Genomic DNA, 18040 nt, shown 5'->3' with positions numbered 1-18040 from the left:
CAAAGAGACTGGACCGATTATGGTAAGCGAACCGTTAAAACGGACGTTCGCCAGGATCGGCCCGGAACCGAAAAAATGCCACAGGAGCAAGATGATGGCGGAAGCGGCGCGGCATAAGCGGGGCGGGCTCTACTTCGAGGATTTCGAGATCGGCGCCTCGATCGAGCATCGGCTGACCCGCACGGTCACGCAGATGGACAACATGCTGTTCTCCAACATGACGCTGAATCCGCAGCCCTTGCACATCGACGCGCATTTCTGCGCGACCGAGACCGAATGGGGCAAGCCGCTGATGAACTCGCTGTTCACGCTCGGCCTGATGATCGGCATCTCGGTCAACGACACCACGGTCGGCACCACGATCGGCAATCTCGGCATGACCGACGTCACCTTCCCTGCCCCGCTCTTCGAGGGCGACACGGTGAACTGCGTCACCGAGATCGTCGCCAAGCGCGAATCGAAATCGCGGCCGGATGCCGGCATCGTCGACTTCCATCATCGCGCCTATAAGCAGGACGGCACGCTGGTGGCGCAGTGCCGCCGCCAGGCTTTCATGAAGAAGCGTCCGACAGAAGGGCAAGCCTGATGCGCTCGCTGCTCTTCGTCCCCGCCGACAACCAGAAGAAGCTGCAGAAGGGCCTGGAGAGCAGCGCCGACGGGCTGATCCTCGACCTCGAGGATTCAGTCGCGCTCGATGCCAAACCGGCAGCGCGCGAGCTCGCCCGCGATTTCCTCAAGGAGGTCAGCGCCCGGGCGAAGCGCCCGCGCCTGATCATCCGCGTCAATGCGTTGAGCACGGGCATGACCGAGGCCGATCTCGACATCGTCATGCAAGGCGGCCCCGATGCGATCATGCTGCCCAAATCGGAAGGCGGCCCCGACCTCAGCCACCTTGCCGCCCATATCGCCGTGCGCGAGGCCGAGTACGACCTGCCCGACGCTGCGACCAAGATCATCGCGATCGCGACCGAGACCGGAAAGGGCATCTTCGGCCTCGGCAGCTATGCCGGCGCCAGCCATAGGCTCTCCGGCCTGACCTGGGGTGCGGAGGACCTATCGGCCGATCTCGCCGCCGAAACCAACCGACTTGAAGACGGCTCCTATGCCGACCCTTACCGGATGGCTCGCTCCCTCCTGCTCTTCGCCGCTGCCGCAGCGCAGGTCGACGCAATCGACACCGTCTTCACCGCCTTCCGCGACGAAGCGGCTTTGCGTGCCGAATGCATCGCAGGACGGCGCGACGGCTTCACCGGCAAGATGGCGATCCACCCGGCGCAGGTGCCGGTGATCAACGAGATCTTTTCGCCCTCGCCCGAAGCGCTGGCCCGGGCTGAGGCGATCATCAAGCTGTTCGACGCCAATCCCAATCTCGGCGTCATCGGGCTCGACGGCGAGATGCTCGACCGGCCGCATCTGATGCGCGCCCGCCGGCTCAAGGCGCGGGCTGACCGATTGCGTCAATGACTGGATGCAAGCGATTCGAGTGATTCGGGTTTCCGGCCAGACCGTCATTGCGAGCGAAGCGAAGCAATCCCGGGAGACGTAGAGCTCTGCCGCCCCTGGCTTGCTTCGTCGCTTACGCTCCTCGCAATGACGAAGAGCCCGCCTTCTACGGCGCCCCGATCTGCCGGCACTGATGACGCGCCGCAGTGGCGAGGCACTCCTGCGCCTTCTTGGCAGCGTTGAGTTCACGCAGCAGCCAGAAACCCGCCCCGACCATCACCAGCACGGCGATGACCGCGAGGAGGTTCACGGTCATCCGCCATTGTTCGTCCGGCTCGTTGTCCGGCGGCGTTGCCATGCCAGGTTAGCCGCCCCCCGGCGGCCGGATGATCGAGAACAATTCGCTGACCTCGGCATAGTCGCTGTAGCCGCAGCGGGCGATCGGGTTGGCGCCGGCCGTATCGAAGCGCCCGTCGCGGATGAAGGCCCCGTCGATATAACCCGCGACGACCTGGCCGAACACGATCCAGTGCGGCACGTCATTGCCGTCGATGTCCCTGACCTGCTGGATCGACAGGAGCTTGCATTCGAGCGCGGCCGGGCTCGCCGCAACGCGCGGCGGCTTGACGATGCGCGACGGCGCCATCTCGAGCCCGGCATGGCCGTACTCGCTCTCCCCGCGCGGCAACGGCGCCGAAGTCAGGTTCATCTGCTGGTCGAGCGCCTTGGTGACGAGGCTACAGGTGAACTCGCCGGTCTCCTCGATGAAGGCGACGGCATCCTTCTTGTTCTCGGATGAGAACATCACGATGTTCGGCCGCGCTGAGACCGCGTTGAAGAAGCTGTAGGGCGAGAGATTGACCTCGCCCTTGGCATTGACCGCGCTGATCCAGCCGATCGGCCGGGGCGCCACAATCGCCTTGAACGGGTCGTGCTTGAACTCGAGGTCGCGGCCTTCGTCGGTGTAGTACATCGTGCTCACGCTCCGAACCGGCTGACGATCGCGGCAAGGTCAGGCCGCTCGCGATCGGCCGGGCGGCTGTCGGCCTTGCCGAGATGGACGAAGCCGGCGATGCGCTCATCCGCTTCCAGCCCGAAAGCATCCAGCACCTTGCGGTCGAAGGCGAACCAGTTGGTCAGCCAGGAACCGTTGAAGCCGAGCGCCTCGGCGGCGATCAGCATGTTCATGCAGACCGCACCGGCAGAGAGCTCCTGCTCCCATTCCGGGATCTTCTCGTGCTTGCGAGCGCGCGAGACCACCGCGATCACCACGGGAGCGTGGAGCAGGCGCTTGCGCTCGAACCCCACCTTGTCCTCGTCGGCCTGAGGATTGCGCTCCTTGAAGACCCCGGCGACGATCTCCGCCGCCTTCTCTTTAGCCGCGCCGGAGAAGACGATGAAGCGCCAGGGCGCGAGCTTGCCATGATCCGGCACGCGGGCTGCCACGGTCAGGATCTCGCTGAGCTGGCCTTCGTCCGGCCCGGGAGCGGTGAGAAATTGCGGTGGCACCGAGCGGCGGAGCTTGAGCAGGGAGAGCGTGTCGGTCATGAACAATCCGGAAAATGGCGCGGCGGCGGGTGATGGTCTCCCAGTTAAGGTTTCGCCATGATGAGGACAAGCGAACCTGCTCCTTCCCCGGCGCAGGGACGATGATGGCGCAGCGCATGTTTCAACACGACGAGTTCCAGACCCAAATGCGGACCATGGCCAAGGTCGGCATCGCGCTGCTTGCCGCCGTGTTCGCTATGTCGCCGGCCCTTGCCCAGACGCCCGGCGCCGCCACATCCGCCACTACGCCCGGTTCCTCGCCGAACCCGGCTGTCGGCCTGCGTGCCGGCCAGGCGATGCTTGCCCTCAGCGCGCAGTTCGCCGGAAACCGCAAGCCGATCCGCTCAGGCCTGGTCTGGCGCGTGCTGTCGGAGTCCTTCGACGGCTCGCCGCCGCGCATCGTCGCCCGTTCGAACGAGGCCGAGCCCAGCTTCGCGCTCGATCCCGGCATCTATCTGCTTCACGCCGCATACGGTTTTGCCAGCGCCACGAAGCGCATCACGCTGGGTGCGCAAGGGCTGAGCGACAAGCTCAGCATCAGCGCCGGAGCGCTCTCGCTCGCCGGCTCGATCGGCGAGACGCCCATCGCGCCGACTCAGCTCAACTTCTCGGTATTCGTGCCATTGCAGGGCAATTCCGAGGGCCGCCTGGTCGCTTCCAACGTCAAGTCCGGCGAGTTGATCCGCCTGCCGGAGGGCACTTATCACATCGTCTCGACCTATGGCGATTCGAACGCCATCCAGCGCTCCGATGTCCGGGTCGAGTCCGGCCAGGTCACGCAGGCGACGCTGCACCACCGCGCGGCGCAGGTGACGCTGAAGCTGGTCGCCGGTCCCGGCGGCGAGGCGTTCGCCGGCACCGCCTTCAGCGTGCTCACGCCCGGCGGCGACGTCATCCGCGAGGCGATCGGCGCCTTCCCGCAGGTGATCCTGTCCGAGGGCGACTATGTCCTGATCGCCCGACAGGAGGGGCAGGTCTTCTCGCGCGACTTCAAGGTCGAGGCCGGGCGCGATCGCGATATCGAGGTGATCGCTCGCTAAGAACTACCGTCATCGCAAGCGCAGCGAAGCGATCCAGGAAGGCTCGCTCTACGTCTGCTGGATTGCTTCGTCGGCTGAAGCCTCCTCGCAATGACGGCAAAGCTCAATTCGTCGACTTGCCGGGCTCGCGCCCGCCGGTCAGCTCGCCGATGATGCCGTCAGCGAGACGGATGCCAAAGCAGCGGTAGCTGGCCTCGACGACCTGGAGCCCGTCCATGCCGACGATCTCCTCCTCGCTGAACTGCTTCGAGCCCGACCAGCTCTTCATCATGGCGTAGCGCGGAAAGACCGAAACGCCGCTCTCGCTCGCCGTCTTCGCCAGCACGGCCCGGTAGTCGTCATATTTGGGATAGCGGCCCTCGCGCAGGAGCCAGGGCATGTCCATCAGCACGAGGTCGATCCCCGCCTCCTGCAGCCTGTGGGCGCCCTTACGCAGGATCTTCGCCAGCTTCTCCTCGCCGATATCGCGAATGGCGTCGTTCACAGCCGTCTGCCAGATCACCAGCGCCGGCTTCTCGGGAATGACCTCGCTTTCGAGCCGCAGATACATCTCATAGGCCGACTGCCCGCCGACGCCGAGGTTCACGACCTTGATCTCGCGCCCCGGCAAGCGCCGGCGCAACTCCGCTTCGAGCACGGCGGGGTAGCTGCGGTCGGCATCGCTCGCGCCGGTTCCGGCAGTGCTGGAGGAGCCGAGCGCCACGATGGTGAGCTTATTAGTTTCAGTCAAAGCGCGCTTTGCTGCCGATAGCGACGGCTTGAACGGGTGCTGGGCCGCACCGGCCCGGCAGCGCCCATCCACCGCTTGGGCAAGCGGTTTTGGCCCGGCGAATGCCGGCAGGGCCGACGCCAGGATCAGAAGAAAGGCGCTCAGGCCGTAGCGGCCTGCTCGCGAGGGGCGCTGGCGGCGCGTGCCGTGAGCGACTTGTACCACGAGAGAAAGGTTCCTAGCCCAATCAGGATGGTAATCCCGCTCAGGTTCACGATCAATTGCATCAAAAGGGCGAAGGAGGTCTCCGCAAGGATGATCTGACCCGTGATGGCCAGCACGATTCCGGCGCAGAACACCTCGAGCGAATGCCGCCCGAGCGAGGCCAGTCTCCTGCCTACCATCCCCTTCAGCAGGCTCGCATCGGGCTTCAGGAAGCGCAGCACGAGCCAGGCCAGCGCAACCAGATGCGCGACGCGGGGCCAGGCGAGATTGGTCTTGTCGGTGCCGATCTGCAGGCTCTCGATCCAGTCGTTCAGCAGAGCGACGCCGAACGGATTGCCCGAGGACAACTTCACTGCCGCGGCGAAGAGCAGGATCGCGACGGCCGCGGCATCGAGCAGGCGCAGCCTGGGCAGGCTCGCACCGACAAGCCCGAGCCGGCCGATCACCACGCCGAGTGTGAACAGCATCTGCCAGGCGAAGGGATTGAAGAACCAGCCGCCCTCGCCCGGATGGTTCGGCAGGTTGAGCCCGGCATGGGTCGCCCCTTGCCAGATCGCGAAGGAGATCGCGAGCGTCGCGAGTGGGCTGGTCCGCGCCATCGCGTAGATCAGCGGAAACGCCGCCAGCAGCGCGATATAGAGCGGCAGGATGTCGAGATAGAATGGCTGATAGACCAGCCCGAGTGCGTTGACGATCGCAGCCTGCGTGTCGCTGAAGAAGGGCTGGATGTTGATCGCCTCGATGTAGAGCGCGTTCTGGGTGCGCACCACCGCCGTCGCGACGATGCCACAGACCAGCACAAACAGCGCCAGATGCGCGATGTAGAGCGTCCAGATCCGCGCGCCGACCTTGAGCGAGCCAAACAGCAGCCCGCGTTGGTCGATCAGCCGGCCATAGGCGAAGGCGGCCGAGATGCCGGCGAGCAATACGAAGACGTCGGCGGCGTCGGAGAAGCCAAAATTATGCGGCATCGCCGAGGCGACGATGTTGCCCGGCATGTGGTTGACGAAGATGACGAGCAGGATCAGGCCGCGGATCACGTCGATGCGCAGGTCGCGGCCGGGCGAGGCCGCATCGCGGGGCCCTTTTCCGAACAGCACCAGGCGCCAGAATCCGCTCACTCGAACCGCTCCTTATGCGCAGCCCGGAAGAGGTAGCTGCACATTTGTTCATCTGCGGTTCATCTTAACATTGTGTTGCCAGCAAGGCTCCGCAGATGCGGATCACAAGCCTGTGCACTGCCGTATGGAGAGGCACGCGGTTTGCCGTTGCATTATTGCATGCGCGGCCCCGCAATACGTCATTGGCTTCAAAGGCCTGTGACGGATTGCATCGCTATTGAGCAATCGACCGCATGAGCTGGATGGGGGTTCGAGCTGCGCTAGGCGCCTGCGTCCTCGGCCGCCTTCGCCGCATCACGCTTCTTCTCGACATGGCGCACCGAGAACACCGAGAGCTCGTAGAGCAGCAGCATCGGGATCGCGAGCATGAGCTGCGAGATCACGTCGGGCGGGGTCAGCACCGCCGCGATGACGAAGACGAAGACGATGGCGTAGCGGCGCTTGTCCTTCAGGAACTGCGAATCGATGATTCCCGCCTGGCCGAGCAGGGTCAGGACTACCGGCAGCTGGAAGGAGATGCCGAAGGCGAAGATCAGCGTCATGATCAGCGAGAGATACTCGCTGACCTTGGGCAGAAGCTGGATGCCCGCCTGCCCCTCGGTCGCCGCCTGTTGCATGCCGATCGAGAACTTCATCAAGACCGGCATGGCGAAGAAGAACACCATCGCCGCGCCTAGCAGGAAGAAGATCGGCGTCGCGGCGAGATATGGCGCGAAAGCCTGGCGTTCGTTCTTGTAGAGACCCGGCGCCACGAATTTGTAGATCTGCGTCGCGATCACCGGGAAGGCAAAGAAGCCGGCGCCGAAGGCCGCGATCTTGATCTGGGTGAAGAGGTATTCGAGCGGCGCGGTGTAGATCAGCTGCACATTCGCGCCCGGCCCGGCCGCCCAGATATAGGGCTGGACAAGGAGGTTGTAGATCTGCGTCGCGAAGGCGAAGCAGATGAAGAACATGATCAGGAAGGCGATGAGCGACTTGATCAGCCGCGAGCGCAATTCGATCAGATGATCGATCAGCGGCGCGCGCGACGCTTCGATCTCGTCCTCGCCCGCACGCTTCGGATCGGTATTGGCCTCGACGACGCTCATGCCGTCTCTCCGCCCTCGACCTCGGCCGCCTTGGCCTTGCGTTTGCGGACGGGCTTGGCCGGGGCCTCCTCGACCACAGCCACCTCAGCCGGCTCTTCGGTCGCGGCAGCCTTGCGGCGGCGCTTTGGCTTCTCCTCCGGCTCGGGCTCGGCGACGGGCGCCGGCTCGATGCTGACAGGGCCCGGCAGATCGGGCGCAGGCAGCGCGGCGAGCGTCGCCTCGGCGTCCTTCACGGCCTTATCATCGGCCGCCGCCGGCTTCGAAGCGTCAGCGGCGCCGAAATCTTTCATCGGCTCGATCGGGTCGAAATTGGTCGAAGCCTGCACCGAATTGCCGATGTCCTCGACCTGCTTCTTGAGGTCGGTCAGCTCGGCCTCGCGCATCGCGTCGTTGAACTGCCCCTGGAATTCGGAGGCCATGCGCCGAATCTTGCCGATCGCCTGCCCGGCGGCGCGCAGCGCCCCAGGCAGATCCTTGGGGCCGATAACGACGAGCGCAACGCCCCCGATCAGCAGCATTTCGCTCCAGGCGATGTCGAACATCGACGGCCGGTCCTTCAGGAAACCTCATGCGCCGCCAGAGCGGCGCGGACTCAGGCCTTGGTCTCGGCCTTGGCCGGCTGCGGGGTCGCAGTCTGGGCCGTCTGGTCGATCACCTTGGGATCGGCTGGCTGCTGCGCAGCCGCCGGCGGGGTCTCGTCCTCAGCCATGCCCTTCTTGAACGACTTGATGCCCTTGGCAACGTCGCCCATCAGTTCGGACACCTTGCCACGGCCGAACAGCAGCATGACGATGACGCCGACGACGATCCAGTGCCAGATACTGACGCCACCCATGGCGGTACTCCTCCGAAATTGAACGCGCGGCCCGACTTGTCCCGAAGGGCCAGATGCTTGTGCCGGAAACTAGGTGTCCCCTACAGGGAACACAAGGACTTCGTCCATCGTAATGTCGATACCGACATCCTCGCCCTCGACGACGGAATCCCGCCGTGTCGGCAGCCGCGCCATCAACGGCTTGTCGAGGCCGTCGACCGCGAGCTCGATATGGTCGACCTCGCCGAGGAAGCGCCGCGTCACCACCCGCGCCGGCAGGCAGAACCCTTTCGGCACCAGCCGGATCGCTTGCGGCCGGACGCCGAGCACCGCCGCCCCGTCCGGCAGCCCCGGCGCCGGAAAGCGCCCGAGCGGCGTGTCGATCTCGCCGTTGCGGACGTTCGCCTCGATCTCGGTAAGGTCACAGAAAAATCGGGCGGCAAAGAGGCTGGCGGGGCGGCGATAGAGCTCCTCGCCGGTGCCGCTCTGGACGATGCGGCCCTGGCGCATCAGCACGATCCGGTCGGCAACGCGCATCGCATCCTCGGGATCATGCGTCACGATGATCGAGGTCGCGCCGATCTCCTGCAGCAGCGCCATTGTCTCGTCGCGGACGACGTCACGCAGCCGGCGGTCGAGATTGGAGAAGGGCTCGTCCATCAGGAGCACGCCGGGGCGCGGTGCCACTGCCCGCGCCAGCGCCACACGCTGCTGCTCGCCGCCGGACAGCATGTGCGGATAGGCCTCGGCGAGGTCGGCAAGGCCGACACGGGCAATGGCGCGTAACGCCGTCGCATCGGCCTCGGCATTGCCATAGCCACGCAGGCCGAAACGGACGTTCTCGCGCACCGAAAGATGCGGAAAGAGAGCGTAATCCTGGAAGACCAGGCCGACCCCCCTCGCCTCCGGCTCGACGAAATGAGCCGGCGAGGACACGTCGCGCTCTTCGAGCAGCACACGGCCCGCGCTCGGCCGCTCGACTCCGGCCGCGAGCCTTAGCAGCGTCGTCTTGCCGCAGCCGGAATGGCCGAGCAGCGCGACGATTTCCCCAGGTGCGACATTGAGCGTGACTTGGTCCAGCGCCGTCACCGTGCCGAATCGCTGCGTCACCCCGTCGAAGCCGAGCGCCATCGGGATCGCGGCGCCGGCCGTGCCGCGCCGTCCCCACCCAAGCCAACGCGGTCTGCCGTCACTGCGAGCCAATTCGTTCTCCTGCCGGCCCGCCGGGCTCGATCGCCTGCGCTGTGCTAGCTGGCGTCGCCATCGTCAAGCGGCGTGAACAGGTCGCCGAGCGGATCCTCGTCGTCATGCAGGCCCGGATCGTCGTCCGGCACCGGCATGGTGAGGTCCTTGGCAAGGCGCCCTTCGATGAAACCCGCGCCCTTCAATTCCTCCAGCCCCGGCAGGTCGTCGATCCGGTCGAGCCCGAAATGGTCGAGGAAGGCCGGCGTCGTGCCGAAAGTCACCGGTCGCCCCGGCGAGCGCCTGCGTCCGCGCAGGCGCACCCAGCCGGCTTCGAGCAGGATGTCGAGCGTGCCCTTGGCAGTGGCGACGCCGCGGATTTCCTCGATCTCGGCCCGCGTCACCGGCTGGTGGTAGGCGATGATGGCGAGCGTCTCCAATGCGGCGCGCGAGAGCTTGCGCGGCGGCTCGGCCTCCGGCGCGAGCAGATAGGCGAGATCGGGCGCGGTGCGGAAGGCATAGCCGCCGGCAACGCGATGCAGCGTCACCCCGCGCATGGCGTAACTCTGCTCCAGCTCGGCGATCACCCTCTCGATCGGCACGTTCGCCGGCAGTGATTTCGCCAGATCCTCGGCCGAGAGAGGCTGTGCCGAGGCAAACAGCAGCGCTTCGGCAATGCGGCAGGCGCGCGCCAGCGCCTCGTCGGCATCCCAGCCCTCTTCGTTCTCGCGCTCGACTTCGGCCACGGCCATCAACGCCTCACAGGTCGAGCGTCGGTGGCCGCGCCGAACGGCGGCGGACATAGAGCGGCGCGAAGGCGCCGTCTTGGCGCAGGTCGAGCACGCCTTCGCGCACCATCTCCAGCATCGCCGAGAGCGAGGAGGCCCTGACCGTCGCCGCCATCGTCTCCGTCGGCAGGCCGTGGCTGCTCATGTAGCGGGTGAGATAGCCATCGATTGCGGTCCATTCGCCGGCCTCGCCGACCAACCGCGCCAGCGCCTCGCGCGCCTCGGCCAGGGACAGGACCTGGCGCTGGCCGACGCTCATCGGCAGGCGGATGCGCTTCTGGCGCTGCTGCGCATAGGCCGCCAGCAGATCGTAGAGCTCAGCCTCCCAGATCGGCCGCCCCTCGAAGGCGATCACCTCCGGAGCGCCGCGGGCGAAGACGTCGCGACCGAGCCGCTCGCGGGTGGCGAGCCGCTGTGCCGCGGCACGGATCGTCTCCAGCCGCTTGAGGCGCAGTGCCAGCGCAGTGGCAAGATCGGCCGCGCTCGGCTCCTCGCCCTTGGGCGGCTCGGGCAACAGCAGGCGCGATTTCAGATAGGCGAGCCAGGCCGCCATGACGAGATAGTCGGCGGCGAGTTCGAGCCGCAGCTCCCGCGCCTTCTCGACGAAGACGAGATATTGCTCCGCCAGCGCCAGGATCGAGATGCGGGCGAGATCGACCTTCTGCCGGCGGGCGAGATCGAGCAGCAGGTCGAGCGGCCCCTCATAGCCGTCGACGTCGATCACGAACGCCGGCTCGCCGCTCGCGCGTTCCGACGTGCCGTCCTCCTGGAATGGCAGCTCAGCGGCCATCGATGGCCTTATCCCCATGTCCTGCCCCGCCCGCACGGCGAGGCCGCAACCCCGGGGATAGAATCAGCTTATCTGCCGCCCATGGCAAGGGCACTCGCGAGTTGTGCCCGCGCAGCCTCTATGTCGAGCGGCTCGGGCTCGTGCCGGATGCGGGCGAGCGCCATCGCGGCACGGCGCGCGCGCTGGCCGGTCATCGCCGGGACGGCGCCAGCGACCGCGATCATCTCCTCCATGATGCCATGGCAGTGCAGCACCACGTCGACGCCGGCCCGTATCGCCGCCTGCGCCTTCTCCGCGAAGGAACCGGACAGCGCCTTCATCGAGATGTCGTCGGTCATGATCAACCCGTCATAGCCGAGCTCGCCGCGCATGATATCGCGTACGATCTTCCGGGAGACCGTCGCCGGCCGGCGCTTGTCGAGCGCGGTGAAGACGACATGCGCCGTCATTGCCAGCGGCATGTCGGCGAGATGGCGGAACGGCCGGAAATCATGGGCGCGCAACTCGTCGAGGCTCGTCTCGACCACCGGCAGGTCGTGATGGCTGTCGGCCTTGGCCCGGCCATGACCCGGCATGTGCTTGATCACCGGCAGCACGCCCCCGGCCAAAAGCCCTTCCGCCGCCGCCCGGCCGAGTGTCGCCACCATCGCCGGGTCGCGGGCATAGGCGCGGTTGCCGATCACGTCATGGCTGCCGGCAATCGGCACGTCGAGCACCGGCAAGCAGTCGACATCGATGCCGACGCTCTTCAGGTCATACGCCATCAACCGCGCCGAGAGCCGGACGATCTCGCGCTGCTGGATCGGATCGTTGATCGCGAGGAAGGCCAGCGCCGGCGGATAGGGCGGCCAATGCGGCGGCCCCATGCGCTGCACCCGGCCGCCTTCCTGGTCGATCAGGATCGGCGCCGGCCAGCCGACGCAGTCGCGCATCTGCGCCGTCAGCGCAGCCACTTGCGCCGGATCCTGCGTGTTGCGCTTGAACAGGATGAAGCCCCAAGGCCGAGCGTCGCGGAAGAACGCCCGCTCGTCGGCGGTGAGGCTCGTGCCGAGGCAGCCGGCGATGAAGGCGCGCGAGGTCATGGAGGCGTTATCGCCGATTCGCAGGCGATGGGCACCGCTCCCCCATCATTGCGGACGTCCTTTCCCGTCATGGTCGGGCTTGTCCCGACCATCCACGTCTTCATTCACTGATCGAAGGCCGCGTCCAGGACGTTGATGCTCGCCACAAGGGCGAGCATGACGAACTGGTTCAGCCTTCGGCTCTGAACTCCGGGCGAGCCCTCAGCGCAGCGACTGCGACGCTTGCGCATTGAAAGCGTCGAAGGGCAGCTCGGCGACGCGGAACCAGAGCTGCTCCTTCTTCCAGTACGGCAGGAAGGAATCCCACAGCGTCTTGAAGGCCGGGTTCTTCGCCGCCTGGTCGGCGTAGAGGGCGAAGGCCTCCTTGAAGGCCGCCTGCATCACATCCTGCGGAAAGGCGCGCAGCTCGGCGCCGGAAGCGATCAGGCGCAGCAGCGCATCGGGGTTGCCGTGGTCGTATTTCGCCATGCACAGCGCGTTCGCCTCGGCGCAGGCCGCCTCGACGATGGCGCGGTAATGCGCCGGCAGGCCGGCCCACTTCTCGCTGTTGGCGATGAAGCTGACATTGGCGCAGCCTTCCCAGAAGCCGGGATAGTAGTAGTACTTCGCCACCTTCACGAAGCCGAGCTTCTCGTCGTCATAAGGGCCGGAGAACTCGGCCGCGTCGATCGTGCCGCGCTCCAGCGCCGGATAGATGTCGCCGCCGCCCAATGTCTGCGGCACCACGCCGAGCTTGGCCATGATCTGGCCGCCGAGACCGGCAATGCGGAATTTCAGGCCCTGGAGGTCAGCGACGCTCTTGATCTCCTTGCGGAACCAGCCGCCCATCTGCGCGCCGGTATTGCCGGACGGAATCGTGTGGACGCCGAACTTCTTCATCAGGTCGCGGCAGAGCTCGAGCCCGCCACCCTGGTAGAGCCAGGCATTCTGCTGGCGCGTGTTGAGGCCGAAGGGCAGCGAGGTCTCGAAGGCGAACGCGGTATCCTTGCCAATATAGAAGCTCGACAACGTGTGGCTGCATTCGACCGTGCCGTTCTGGACCGCGTCGAGCGCCTGCAGCGCCGGCACGATCTCGCCGGCAGCGAAGGTCTGGATCTGGAAATTGCCGTCGGTCGCTTCGGCGACGCGCTTGGCGACCTGCGTCGAGATGCCGAACAGCGTGTCGAGGCTCTTCGGATAGCTCGAGGTCAGACGCCAATTGATCTTCGGATTGGTCTGCGCGATCGCCGGGGCGGCGATGGTCGCGGCGGCGGCTCCAGCAGCAGAGGTCTTGAGAAGCTTGCGGCGGTCCATGGTGTTTCCTCTTGCTTGCCAGCTTCGACGCCTTTTCGGCGGACGCGGGTCCTCAGAATGGCGCGACGCTACCCTTACGGCCGCGGCGGCAAAACGGCGCGACTGGAGGAGCGGCATGCGCCGAGGGCAGAGCGGTTGCTCGAAACGCCCTGCGACAGCAGGTTCTCAGACTGCGGCACTGCCGGCGAGCAGGCCAGCTCCCAGCATGGCCAGCCGGCAGACCGTCCGCGCACCGAGGCCGCCAATGTCCTCCTCGGGGACGAACTCGACGATGTTGAAGCCGATGATCGGCGCGCGGGTCGCGACACCGTTCAGGAGATCGACGAGGTCGCCATAGCCGAGGCCGCCCGGCGCCCGGCCGAGCACGCCGGGCACCACCGACGGATCGAGGCCGTCGACATCGAGGCAAACCACGACCGGCCGGCCCGCCGGCACGCATTCGACCGCGTGGCCAATCCCCTTCTTTCTGAGTATGCGCATGTCGACGATTTGCGCCCCGGCTGCACGCGCCTCGCTCACATCCGTCTCGCGCGCGCTGCCGATGCCGCGGGCGCCGACCTGCACGATCGCCTTGACGCCGGGGAACTCCGAAGCGCGCCGCATCGTGCTGGACAGCCCGAAGCGCTCGCCTTCGACCTCCTCGCGCCAGTCGATATGCGCATCGATCTGCAGGATGGTGATCTCGCCACGCGCAGCGAAGGCTTTCAGGGCGGGAATCTGCACGCTGTCATCGCCGCCGAGCAGCAAGGGCGTCGCTCCCTGCGCGAGCAAGGTGGAATAGACCGCCTCGATCCGCGCGCGATTGCCGGCGAAATCATCGGGGTCGAAAGCGATGTCGCCGCAATCCACCAGGTTCTGGTCCGACCAGGCCGAGGCGCGGCCGAGATCGAAATCATAGTGCCCGCGCCGCGCAGCCTGTCGCGCGCTCGCACTGCGGATGGCAGCGGGAGCCGAGGCGCTATGCAACTCGCCTGATGGATAAGGCGTCGCACCGGGAATGCCGATCACCGCGACCGCGCCATGTGGTACCGCATTGAAGGCGACGGATTCGCAGCCAAGGAAGGTCTCGCTGGCTTGGGAAGTCGGGTCGAGAGGCATGGCGGACGAACCAGATGACGGAGGATGGTGTCTCCAGCCTGCCTGCCACCCGGCATCCGGGCACGCAAGCGCATCGCCGTGGGTAGGTTCGCGGAAGCCAAACGAAAACACCGGCCGCGACGATCGCGGCCGGTGCGTCAGGTATCTATGAGAAAGTCGGCTGTGCTTCAGTTCTTCGCGATGAAGCACTGGCCGCCGGCGGCCTGTAACGCCGAGCACATCGAACTCGCATCCTCGCGGGAATACGGGCCGACGCGCAGGCGATAGACCGTCTTGCCACCGGCGAGCTCGGTCTTGCGCACAATCGGATTCTGGCCGCCGAGCTGATCGGAATATTTGCGCTGCAGCGCCGCGAAAGTGGCGCGCGCCTCAGCCTCGCTGCCCGGCGCGCCGAGCTGCACGACGAAGCCGCCTGCCGGGTCGGTGCGCGGCGCCGTCGCTGCGGGTGCAGCAGGCTGGGCCGGCTGCGGCGCCAGCGCCGCGGTCCGGGTCGTGTTGGCGGGCGGCGTCTGCGAGGCCGGCGGGGTCGCCGGAGCAGCAGCACGTTCCTGCGACTTAGGCGCTTGCGCAGCCGGGGTGGGCGCCGCCGAAGGCGTCGCAGCCGGGCGGTTCGACGGCGCCGAGCCGGTCACGATGCCCTGCCCCGCTCCGTTCGTGGCGGCTGCATTGCTGGTCGCCGGGGTGCCGTCCGGGCGGATCGCGACGGTGCGCACCTTGCGCGGCTCACCAAGGCCAGGAACGGCCGGGATCGGGATCAGGCCGGGTTCGGTCGGAGCCAGGGCGGCGGCAGCCGTATCGGTCGGTGTGATGCTGCCATTCGAGGCCTGCGTCGGACGCTGCGCCGCCATTGTGCGCGCCGCCTGCTGGACATCGACCGGCTGCTCCTCGCGACTGACGACCTTGGTCTTGTCGGTCGAGGCGTCGCCGCTGCGCTCGTAGATCTGCTTGTTCTGGTTCGGGATCTCGGCGCCGCCCGGATTGACCGGCGCGACCTTGGACGGCCCGGTATCGGCCGCGATCACCGGCGGCTGGCCATTGACGCCGGCCGGACGCGTGTCGCGGAAGACCATGGCAGCGCCGACGCCGCCGATCGCGACGACAGCCAGCGCTGCCGCCGTCAGCAGGCCCTTGCGCGAGCGTGGCCGCTGGAAGTCGCGAGCCTCCTCCTCGGCGATCTGCGACTGGGCGTCATAGTTCCGGGCGGCATGATAGTCGTGATCGTAAGCTTGAGCCTGCGGCTGGCCGGCGGCCTCGTCGAGGTCGCGCGGCTGTTCAGGAACATAGGCATGATGCGCATCATGCTGCATCGCATAGGGCTGCGCCTGCGACGGTGCCGGCAGCGGCTCCGGCTGGTCGTAGTCGTATGCCGGTGCGACGGGCGCCTTCGCGACCGGCTGAGCCGGTGCAGTCCGCACGGGCTCGGTCCGGCGCAGCAGCGCCTCGAATTCGTCGAGCGTGCCGCGCACATCCGGCGGCGGCGAAGCCGACGGCGCCTGCGGCGGCGTGACCAATGTCGGCTGGAAGCTCGGCCCGGTCCGGGCCCAGGAGGCGGGCTGCGGCGCAGCCGGGCGCACCGGCTCGGACCGGCCGGCGAAGAGTTCCTTCAACGGATCGTCCTGGCCGACGAGGCGCGTCAGCTCCATCAGCGGGTCGCTCGCAGCGCCCGGCTTCTGAGGCTGGGCCGCTCCGCGCAGCTGGCGCTCGAGATCGTCGAGATCGAGGGCGAAACGGTTTCTAGCTGGCTCGCTCATGACTTGATCCATTCCAGCGCGTGCCGTCACCCATCAAAGGACGTCGCCACAGCGCGGTCAATCTGACGAAAGCCTTAGCCGATCGCCTTTCGGCAGACCGGCCAACACCACTTCCGTGTCGGACCCGGCGGACGCCGACCGGATCATCCTGATCCGCAAAGCGTCCGATGCGCCGGGATGGATCCCGTCAGCGCATCTCCTCCGGCGCCGTCACCCCAACGACCGCCAGACCGGAAGCAAGGACGCTGCGCACTGCATGCACGAACGCCAATCTTGCCGATGTCGACTTTCGATCAGTTTGATTAACGAACCGTAATTGCGGCGAGTCTTTGCCCTTGTTCCATAGCGAATGGAAGGCACTCGCCAATTCGTGCACGAAAAAGGCGACACGATGGGGCTCGTGTGACGCAGCCGCGGCGTCGATCATCCTCGGATAGGCGGCAATCATCTTGACGATGCCGATCTCCGACTCGTCGGTCAGCAGGCCGAGGTCCGCTTCCGCCAGCGACTGCGGCGACAGATCGAGATCGGGGAAGGCTTCAGCCGCCTGGCGGAAGATAGAGGCGCAGCGCGCATGCGCGTACTGAACGTAGAAGACCGGATTGTCCTTCGACTGCTCGACCACCTTGGCGAGATCGAAGTCGAGGGTCGCATCGTTCTTGCGGAAGATCATCATGAAACGGACGGCATCGCGGCCGACCTCGTCGATGACCTCGCGCAGGGTGACGAAATCGCCGGAGCGCTTCGACATCCGAACCTGCTCGCCATTGCGCAGCAGGCGGACGAGCTGGCAGAGCTTGACGTCGAGCGCGCCCTGCCCGTTCGTCACGGCCTTCACGGCGGCCTGCATGCGCTTGACGTAGCCGCCATGGTCGGCGCCCCAAACGTCGATCATCTCGGCGAAGCCGCGCGCGAACTTCGAGCGGTGATAGGCGATGTCGTTGGCGAAATAGGTGTAGCTGCCATCCGACTTCAACAGCGGCCGATCGACGTCGTCGCCGAACTGCGTGGCGCGGAACAGCGTCTGCTCGCGGTCCTCCCAGTCCTCGTCCTTCTGGCCCTTGGGCGGCGGCAGGCGACCCTCATAGATCAGGTCGCGGGCGCGTAGATCCTCGATCGTCTGGTGCACCGCATTGGAGTTGCCGTCCCGCCCTTGCAGCGAGCGCTCCGAGAAGAAGACCCCGTGGACGACGCCGAGCGCGGCGAGATCATCGCGGATCATCGCCATCATCCCGTCGATCGCCGCCTGGCGCACGAGCGGGAGCCAGTCCCATTCGGGCTTGTCGCGCAGCGACGGGCCGTATTGCTCCGCGAGCGTCTGCCCGACCGAGACCAGATAGTCGCCGGGGTAGAGCCCTTCCGGAATCGCGCCGATATCCTCGCCCAGCGCCTCGCGGTAGCGCAGGAAGGCGGAGCGGGCGAGCACGTCGACCTGCGCACCGGCATCGTTGATGTAGTATTCGCGGGTGACGTCGTGCCCGGCGAAGGCGAGCAGGCTCGCCAGCGCATCGCCGAAGACCGCGCCGCGACCGTGGCCGACATGCATCGGGCCCGTCGGGTTGGCCGAGACGTATTCGACATTGATCTTCGGCGCAGGCTTGGCCGCACCGCGGCCATGTTCGGTGCCGGCCAATACCGCTGACTTCAAAACCTGCGTGAAAACAGCAGGTTGCAGCGTGAGGTTGATGAAGCCCGGGCCCGCGATCTCAGCCTTGAGGACGTCACCGTCCTTGGCCAACTCGGCGACAATCAGCTCGGCGAGCGCGCGCGGCGCCATATCGGCTTCCTTGGCCAGTACCATTGCGGCATTGATCGCAAGATCGCCATGGGCCGGGTCCTTCGTCGGCTCGACCACGACGCGCGCCAGCGACAGGCCGGCCGGGATACGGCCGGCCTCGACCAGCCCCATCAGGACAGCGGTGAGGCGTGCGGAGAAAGTCTCAAAAATGTTCATCGGTCAGTTCTTTAGGCTGTATCGACAGAGGTCATGGCCGGCAGAACCAACCTTCGACCAACTTGGCCCTCATCCTGAGGAGCGATCGTAGATCGCGTCTCGAAGGATGCTCCA

The 18040-nt window shown here is 66.5% G+C and carries 19 protein-coding genes; 3 read left to right on the top strand and 16 right to left on the bottom strand.

The window, feature by feature from the left end:
* Nucleotides 1-94: 94 nt before the first annotated feature.
* On the top strand, nt 95-586 hold the full coding sequence (locus BLM15_RS04605) for a MaoC family dehydratase (RefSeq protein WP_126110786.1): 492 nt from the start codon (nt 95-97) through the stop codon (nt 584-586).
* Nucleotides 586-1464, top strand: coding sequence for an HpcH/HpaI aldolase/citrate lyase family protein (locus tag BLM15_RS04600; protein ID WP_126110784.1), 879 nt, complete (start codon nt 586-588; stop codon nt 1462-1464). The genes BLM15_RS04605 and BLM15_RS04600 overlap by 1 nt, the downstream gene beginning before the upstream one ends.
* A 145-nt stretch (nt 1465-1609) precedes the next feature.
* Here BLM15_RS04600 and BLM15_RS04595 read toward each other — a convergent pair whose 3' ends face one another.
* The 3 genes from BLM15_RS04595 to BLM15_RS04585 are packed head-to-tail and all read right to left on the bottom strand — an operon-like array spanning nt 1610 to nt 2991.
* On the bottom strand, nt 1610-1801 hold the full coding sequence (locus tag BLM15_RS04595; protein WP_126110782.1) for a hypothetical protein: 192 nt from the start codon (nt 1799-1801) through the stop codon (nt 1610-1612).
* A gap of 6 nt (nt 1802-1807) precedes the next feature.
* Complete coding sequence (locus BLM15_RS04590) at nt 1808-2416, bottom strand: flavin reductase family protein (RefSeq protein ID WP_126110780.1); 609 nt, start codon at nt 2414-2416, stop codon at nt 1808-1810.
* 5 nt (nt 2417-2421) lie between these two features.
* Nucleotides 2422-2991: a nitroreductase family protein gene (locus BLM15_RS04585; protein ID WP_126110778.1), complete on the bottom strand. Its 570-nt coding sequence runs from the start codon at nt 2989-2991 to the stop codon at nt 2422-2424.
* Nucleotides 2992-3107: 116 nt separating this feature from the next.
* On the opposite strand from BLM15_RS04585, the gene BLM15_RS04580 reads away from it, so the two are divergent.
* Nucleotides 3108-4031: a hypothetical protein gene (locus tag BLM15_RS04580; protein WP_236846567.1), complete on the top strand. Its 924-nt coding sequence runs from the start codon at nt 3108-3110 to the stop codon at nt 4029-4031.
* 103 nt (nt 4032-4134) lie between these two features.
* On the opposite strand, the gene BLM15_RS04575 is transcribed toward BLM15_RS04580, so the two are convergent.
* From BLM15_RS04575 to argS, 13 genes are all read right to left on the bottom strand, one after another.
* On the bottom strand, nt 4135-4761 hold the full coding sequence (locus BLM15_RS04575; RefSeq protein WP_164547398.1) for an SGNH/GDSL hydrolase family protein: 627 nt from the start codon (nt 4759-4761) through the stop codon (nt 4135-4137).
* Nucleotides 4762-4901: 140 nt separating this feature from the next.
* Nucleotides 4902-6086, bottom strand: coding sequence for an OpgC family protein (locus BLM15_RS04570; protein ID WP_126110774.1), 1185 nt, complete (start codon nt 6084-6086; stop codon nt 4902-4904).
* Between the two features lie 260 nt (nt 6087-6346).
* Complete coding sequence (tatC, locus tag BLM15_RS04565; RefSeq protein WP_126110772.1) at nt 6347-7174, bottom strand: twin-arginine translocase subunit TatC; 828 nt, start codon at nt 7172-7174, stop codon at nt 6347-6349.
* A complete protein-coding gene (tatB, locus tag BLM15_RS04560; protein ID WP_126110770.1) occupies nt 7171-7716 on the bottom strand; it encodes a Sec-independent protein translocase protein TatB in 546 nt (181 codons plus the stop codon). The genes tatC and tatB overlap by 4 nt, the downstream gene beginning before the upstream one ends.
* A 50-nt stretch (nt 7717-7766) precedes the next feature.
* Nucleotides 7767-8009, bottom strand: coding sequence for a twin-arginine translocase TatA/TatE family subunit (locus BLM15_RS04555; protein ID WP_057193021.1), 243 nt, complete (start codon nt 8007-8009; stop codon nt 7767-7769).
* Between the two features lie 69 nt (nt 8010-8078).
* Nucleotides 8079-9119, bottom strand: a complete 1041-nt coding sequence (locus tag BLM15_RS04550; protein ID WP_126116056.1) for an ABC transporter ATP-binding protein — start codon at nt 9117-9119, stop codon at nt 8079-8081.
* Nucleotides 9120-9235: 116 nt separating this feature from the next.
* Nucleotides 9236-9922 carry an SMC-Scp complex subunit ScpB gene (scpB, locus tag BLM15_RS04545; protein ID WP_126110768.1) on the bottom strand — a complete coding sequence of 229 codons (687 nt, stop codon included), beginning with the start codon at nt 9920-9922 and terminating at the stop codon, nt 9236-9238.
* Nucleotides 9923-9929: 7 nt separating this feature from the next.
* Nucleotides 9930-10748 carry a segregation and condensation protein A gene (locus tag BLM15_RS04540; RefSeq protein WP_126110766.1) on the bottom strand — a complete coding sequence of 273 codons (819 nt, stop codon included), beginning with the start codon at nt 10746-10748 and terminating at the stop codon, nt 9930-9932.
* A 68-nt stretch (nt 10749-10816) separates the two neighbouring features.
* Nucleotides 10817-11830, bottom strand: coding sequence for a beta-N-acetylhexosaminidase (gene nagZ / locus BLM15_RS04535; protein WP_126110764.1), 1014 nt, complete (start codon nt 11828-11830; stop codon nt 10817-10819).
* Between the two features lie 201 nt (nt 11831-12031).
* Entirely contained in the window at nt 12032-13123 is a 1092-nt protein-coding gene (locus tag BLM15_RS04530) for a TRAP transporter substrate-binding protein (RefSeq protein WP_126110762.1), read from the bottom strand.
* A 165-nt stretch (nt 13124-13288) separates the two neighbouring features.
* Nucleotides 13289-14221, bottom strand: coding sequence for an arginase family protein (locus BLM15_RS04525; RefSeq protein WP_126110760.1), 933 nt, complete (start codon nt 14219-14221; stop codon nt 13289-13291).
* A gap of 167 nt (nt 14222-14388) precedes the next feature.
* Nucleotides 14389-15972 (bottom strand): SPOR domain-containing protein, encoded by a 1584-nt coding sequence (locus BLM15_RS04520; RefSeq protein WP_126110758.1) that lies wholly within the window; start codon nt 15970-15972, stop codon nt 14389-14391.
* 187 nt (nt 15973-16159) lie between these two features.
* Nucleotides 16160-17926: an arginine--tRNA ligase gene (argS, locus tag BLM15_RS04515; protein WP_126110756.1), complete on the bottom strand. Its 1767-nt coding sequence runs from the start codon at nt 17924-17926 to the stop codon at nt 16160-16162.
* Between the last annotated feature and the right edge of the window lie 114 nt (nt 17927-18040).

Origin of the sequence: Bosea sp. Tri-49 (genome assembly GCF_003952665.1) — a bacterium.
GTDB lineage: Bacteria > Pseudomonadota > Alphaproteobacteria > Rhizobiales > Beijerinckiaceae > Allobosea.
This window is presented reverse-complemented; position numbering and strand designations above follow the sequence as displayed.